Annotated in this window: 4 protein-coding genes and 1 pseudogene; 2 read left to right on the top strand and 3 right to left on the bottom strand. The window is 64.1% G+C overall.

Translation table 11 applies throughout. From position 1 onward, the window contains the following. Together EN935_RS24420 and EN935_RS24415 are read left to right on the top strand one after the other, a co-directional pair. On the top strand, nt 1–827 hold an 827-nt coding region (locus tag EN935_RS24420), incomplete at its 5' end, for an NtaA/DmoA family FMN-dependent monooxygenase (RefSeq protein WP_127373686.1). Nucleotides 828–852: 25 nt separating this feature from the next. Further along, nucleotides 853–1,872 carry an NADP-dependent oxidoreductase gene (locus tag EN935_RS24415; protein ID WP_127264183.1) on the top strand — a complete coding sequence of 340 codons (1,020 nt, stop codon included), beginning with the start codon at nt 853–855 and terminating at the stop codon, nt 1,870–1,872. A 69-nt stretch (nt 1,873–1,941) separates the two neighbouring features. On the opposite strand, the gene EN935_RS24410 is transcribed toward EN935_RS24415, so the two are convergent. The 3 genes and pseudogenes from EN935_RS24410 to EN935_RS24400 form a co-directional block, all read right to left on the bottom strand. Further along, nucleotides 1,942–3,258 carry an aspartate aminotransferase family protein gene (locus EN935_RS24410; RefSeq protein ID WP_127264185.1) on the bottom strand — a complete coding sequence of 439 codons (1,317 nt, stop codon included), beginning with the start codon at nt 3,256–3,258 and terminating at the stop codon, nt 1,942–1,944. After that, nucleotides 3,255–4,040: an N-formylglutamate amidohydrolase gene (locus EN935_RS24405; RefSeq protein ID WP_127264187.1), complete on the bottom strand. Its 786-nt coding sequence runs from the start codon at nt 4,038–4,040 to the stop codon at nt 3,255–3,257. Before EN935_RS24405 ends, EN935_RS24410 begins: the two co-directional genes overlap by 4 nt. Then, nucleotides 4,040–4,292 (bottom strand): annotated as a pseudogene (locus EN935_RS24400) (glutamine synthetase); the annotation flags it as partial. The pseudogene EN935_RS24400 and the gene EN935_RS24405, both read right to left, overlap by 1 nt.

Raw genomic sequence — 4,292 nt, 5'->3', positions numbered from 1 at the left:
TGTGGGACAGCTTTGCCGCCGATGCCTTCATCCGCGACGCCGAAAGCGGGCTCTATTTCGCCCCCGCCAGGCTGCATGTGCTCGACCACAAGGGCGAGCATCTCTCGGTACGCGGTCCGCTCAACATCGCACGGCCGGTGCAGGGCTGGCCGGTCATCGTCCAGGCCGGTGCGTCGGAGGCAGGGCGGCAATTGGCGGCAGAGACGGCGGAGGTCATTTTCGCCGCGCATGCCGATCTCGCAGCGGGGCAGCGTTTCTTTGCCGACGTCAAAGGCCGTGCGGAGAAGCTCGGCCGGTCGCGCGACGACATCAAGATCCTGCCCGGCGCCTTTGTCGTTGTCGGCGACAGCATCGAGGACGCGCAGGCCAGGCGGGCGAAGCTCGACAGTCTCGTCTACTACGAGAGCGGCATTGCCTCGCTGTCGATCGCCATTGGACATGATGCCTCCGGTTTTGATCCCGACGCGCCCTTGCCCGAAATCCCCGAGACCAATGCCTCGAAGAGTGGCCGCGAGCGCGTCATCGAACTGGCGCGCCAGGAAAGCCTGACGGTCAGGCAACTCGCGCAAAGGCTGGGCGGCTATTCCGGCCTTGCCTTTGTCGGTACACCTGAAACAATCGCCGACGAGATGGAGGAATGGCTGGTCGCCGAGGGCTCAGACGGGTTCAACATCATGTTTCCCTACCTACCTGCCGGGCTCGATGATTTTGCCGAGAAGGTCGTGCCCGAACTGCAGCGGCGAGGGATTTTCCGGCGACAGTATGAGGGATCGACGCTGCGCGAGAATCTCGGCCTGAAGCGTCCGCCCAACCGGTTTTTCAAGTAGCACTTCCTTCGCAGAGAGGTCTCCAATGTCGACCCAGACCAACACCCGCATCGTGCTCGCGGCGCGGCCGCAAGGCCGGCCGAAGTCAGATGACTTCCGCATCGAGACGGTTGATGTCGTCCAGCCGGGGGAGGGTGAATTGCTGCTGCAGATCCTTTATCTGTCGCTCGATCCCTATATGCGCGGGCGCATGAACGCCACGAAATCCTATGCCAAGCCGGTCGATGTCGACGGCGTGATGGAAGGCGGTACCGTTGCGCGTGTCGTCAGGTCCCGCCACGCCCACTTCGCCGAGGGTGACATCGTCCTGTCCCATTCGGGATGGCAGAGTTTTGCACTGTCCGATGGTGTCGGGCTGCGCAAGCTCGATCCTGCGACTGCACCCGTCACGACGGCGCTTGGCGTGCTCGGCATGCCGGGCTTCACGGCCTATGCCGGCCTGCTCAGCATCGGGCAGCCGAAGCCTGGCGAGACGGTTGTCGTGGCGGCTGCCAGTGGTGCGGTCGGGTCGGCCGTTGGCCAGATCGCACGCATCAAGGGCGCGCGTGCCGTCGGCATCGCCGGCGGCGCCAACAAATGCGCCTTCGTGCGAAACGAACTCGGCTTTGACGCCGTCGTCGATCACCGTGCCGATGATTTTGCCGAGCAGTTGAAGACAGCCTGCCCTGACGGCATCGATATCTATTTCGAGAATGTCGGCGGTCATGTCTGGGATGTTGTGTTTCCGCTGCTCAACGAGTTTGCGCGTGTGCCGGTCTGCGGGTTGATCGCGCAATACAATGCCATCGCGGATGCCGGCGTCGACCGGCTGCCGACATTGATGCAGCAAGTGCTGCACCGCAGCTTGACGATCAGGGGTTTCATCCAGCGTGAATTTGTCGACCAGCGTCCGGCCTTCTATCGCGAGATGGCCGACTGGATAGCATCCGGCCGCGTTCGCTACAGGGAAGACATCGTGAATGGCATCGAGAACGCGCCGCAGGCCTTTCTTGGCCTTCTCGAGGGCAGGAATTTCGGCAAGCTTGTTGTGCGTATCGCGGAATAACTGTCGCGCAAGGAATCGAGGGCTGCCGAGACAATTTCTGCCACAGCCCGTGGCGACGCCTTTTTTTGTTCACCACATCATGAAGGAGGCGACGTCCGCATCGGAGACCTTGCCGGCATTCACGTCGGCGATCGCCTGGTCGACGATCGCGACACCCTCCGCTACCTCGTCTTCCGTCAACGTCAGCGGCGGCATGAACTCCAGCACATTCGCCTTCAGCCCGACATAGGTGAAGGCCGCACCCAGTTCGTAGCCGCGATAGATGATCTTGGCCGTGGTCGTCGCCGCAACGGGCTCGCGCGTCGCGCGGTCCTTGACCAGGTCGACGCCGATGGCAAGGCCGCGCCCGCGCACGTCACCGATGATTTCATGCTTGGCGCCGAGTGCCCGCAGCGCATCGGAAAACAGCGTGCCGATCCGCGCCGAGCGCTCGACCAGGCCTTCCCTCTCGATCGTCTTCAGCACCGCGTTGCCAGCCGATGTCGCCACCGGGTTGCCTGCGGTCGTCTGCAGAGCGAAGGCCGGCGCATGGTCCATGATCTGCTTCGGGCCAACAACGGCCGACAGCGGCAAGCCGCCGCCGATGCCTTTGCCGAAGACGACGAGGTCCGGCGTCAGTCCTTCGTGCTGGAAGCAGTGCATCAGACCACTGCGGGCGAGCCCGACCTTGACCTCATCGACGACAATCTTGATGCCGTGCCTGCGGCAACGCTCCTGCAACGCCTTGAGGAAGCCGGGTGGCGGCACGATCAATCCGCCATCCGACATCAGCGGCTCGATGAAGACAGCAGCGACCTGATGCGGCGGGCATGTGGTCTCGAACTGATAGTCGAGCAGGGCAAGCACGTCCTCGCTGCCGAAGTTCGGCCGGTACGGATCGGGGTAGGGCAGCAGAAGTACGCCCGGCCGCGGCAGTGTGTGGGTCATGGCGGTATGGCCGCTGATGCCCATCGAGCCCGAGAGATTGCCGTGATAGGAACCGATAAACGAGATGAAGCGCGAGCGGCCGGTCGCCGCCTGCAGCACGCGCACCGCGCAGTCATTGGCGTCGGACCCGGAATGGCCGAACCAGACGCGTCGTTCGCCTTCTCCGGGCGTGATCGCCAGCAGCCGCTCAGCCAGCGATACAGCCGGCTCGTTCGGATAGAGCAGCAGGCTGGCGCCGGCCATGTTGCGGATCGACGTCTCGACCGCCTCGACGACAGCTGGATGGCCGTAGCCGAGCACCGCCGGACCGGCCGATCCCGACAGGTCAAGCAGCGAACGGCCACCTTCCTCGATCAGCCTGTTGCCCTGGCCGCCTATGACGCTGAGCGGCGAGAACCGCAGCTTGCCGATCTGGGCGATCGTCGCCGCGTCACGCTCGCGCAGGCTGAGATTGCTCACGGGATTGACTCCGCCTGCTGAGCGGGCAGTGCCGCCGCCAGGCGGTTCGCCCATTCCTCGATGCCGGACCGTGTCGACAACAAATCCTGCCGGATCTCGACGAGGACGGCGGGGATACCGCGATCGTCGCCATGGATGGGCACGGCGTAGTCGGCGTCGCGGCTGATCACATAGGGCACGTTGGCCGCGACATTGAGCGCCGCATCAGTGCGCAGGCCCGAAAGGATCGCTTCGGCGAGACCGCTTGCATGGTCATGCAGCACGCCGGCATGCCAGGGCCTGCTGACACCGAGGAAGACCGGCGTGAACGAATGGATCGTCACGATCCGCGTCTGCCGGCCTGCTTGTGCCCGGCGGTCGAGATACGCGGCCACCCGGTCATGAAACGGCGAAAAGATGATTTCGGCACGCCGGGTCCGCTCCGTCGCATCGATGCCGACATTGCCGGGAATATCGGTGTCTTCCGACAGCACCGGAATGCTGCCCTGGCCATCGAGTGGCCGGTTGAGGTCGATCAACAGCCGGGAGTAGCCGCTGAGGAAGGCCGGAGCATCGAGCTTCGACGATAGCAGACGGGTCACCTCGGCGGCGCCGATATCCCAGGCGATGTGGCGCTGCAGATGGCTGGCATCGAGGCCGAGCTGCCGATACTCGGCCGGCATGTGGTTGGACGCATGCTCGCACAACAGCACGATATCGGAATGGCCGTGCTCGTTGAGGACCTCGACGGCCTCGGGCCAATCTTTTTGAGCGAGCAGGCCTTTTTCAGTCTGTGCAGTCATCAATAGAGCGTCCGGTAAAGATCGCAGATGGAAGCCGGATCGAGACCGGCAAGGCGCTCTGCCTCGTGTTGCTTGAGGCCGACGAAGGTTTCGATGAAGACAGGCGCGAACCATCCCGTCACGGTGCTGTCAGCCACAAGCGCGTCCAGCGCCGCCGGCAGGGTTTCGGGCAGGCGCACGAGACCGAGCTTTGCCCGCTCCGCCTCGCTCATCAATGTCGGGTCGCCGGTGACCAGCGGCGGCGATGGCAGG

The organism is Mesorhizobium sp. M7D.F.Ca.US.004.03.1.1 (genome assembly GCF_003998635.1).
GTDB lineage: Bacteria > Pseudomonadota > Alphaproteobacteria > Rhizobiales > Rhizobiaceae > Mesorhizobium > Mesorhizobium loti.
This window is presented reverse-complemented; position numbering and strand designations above follow the sequence as displayed.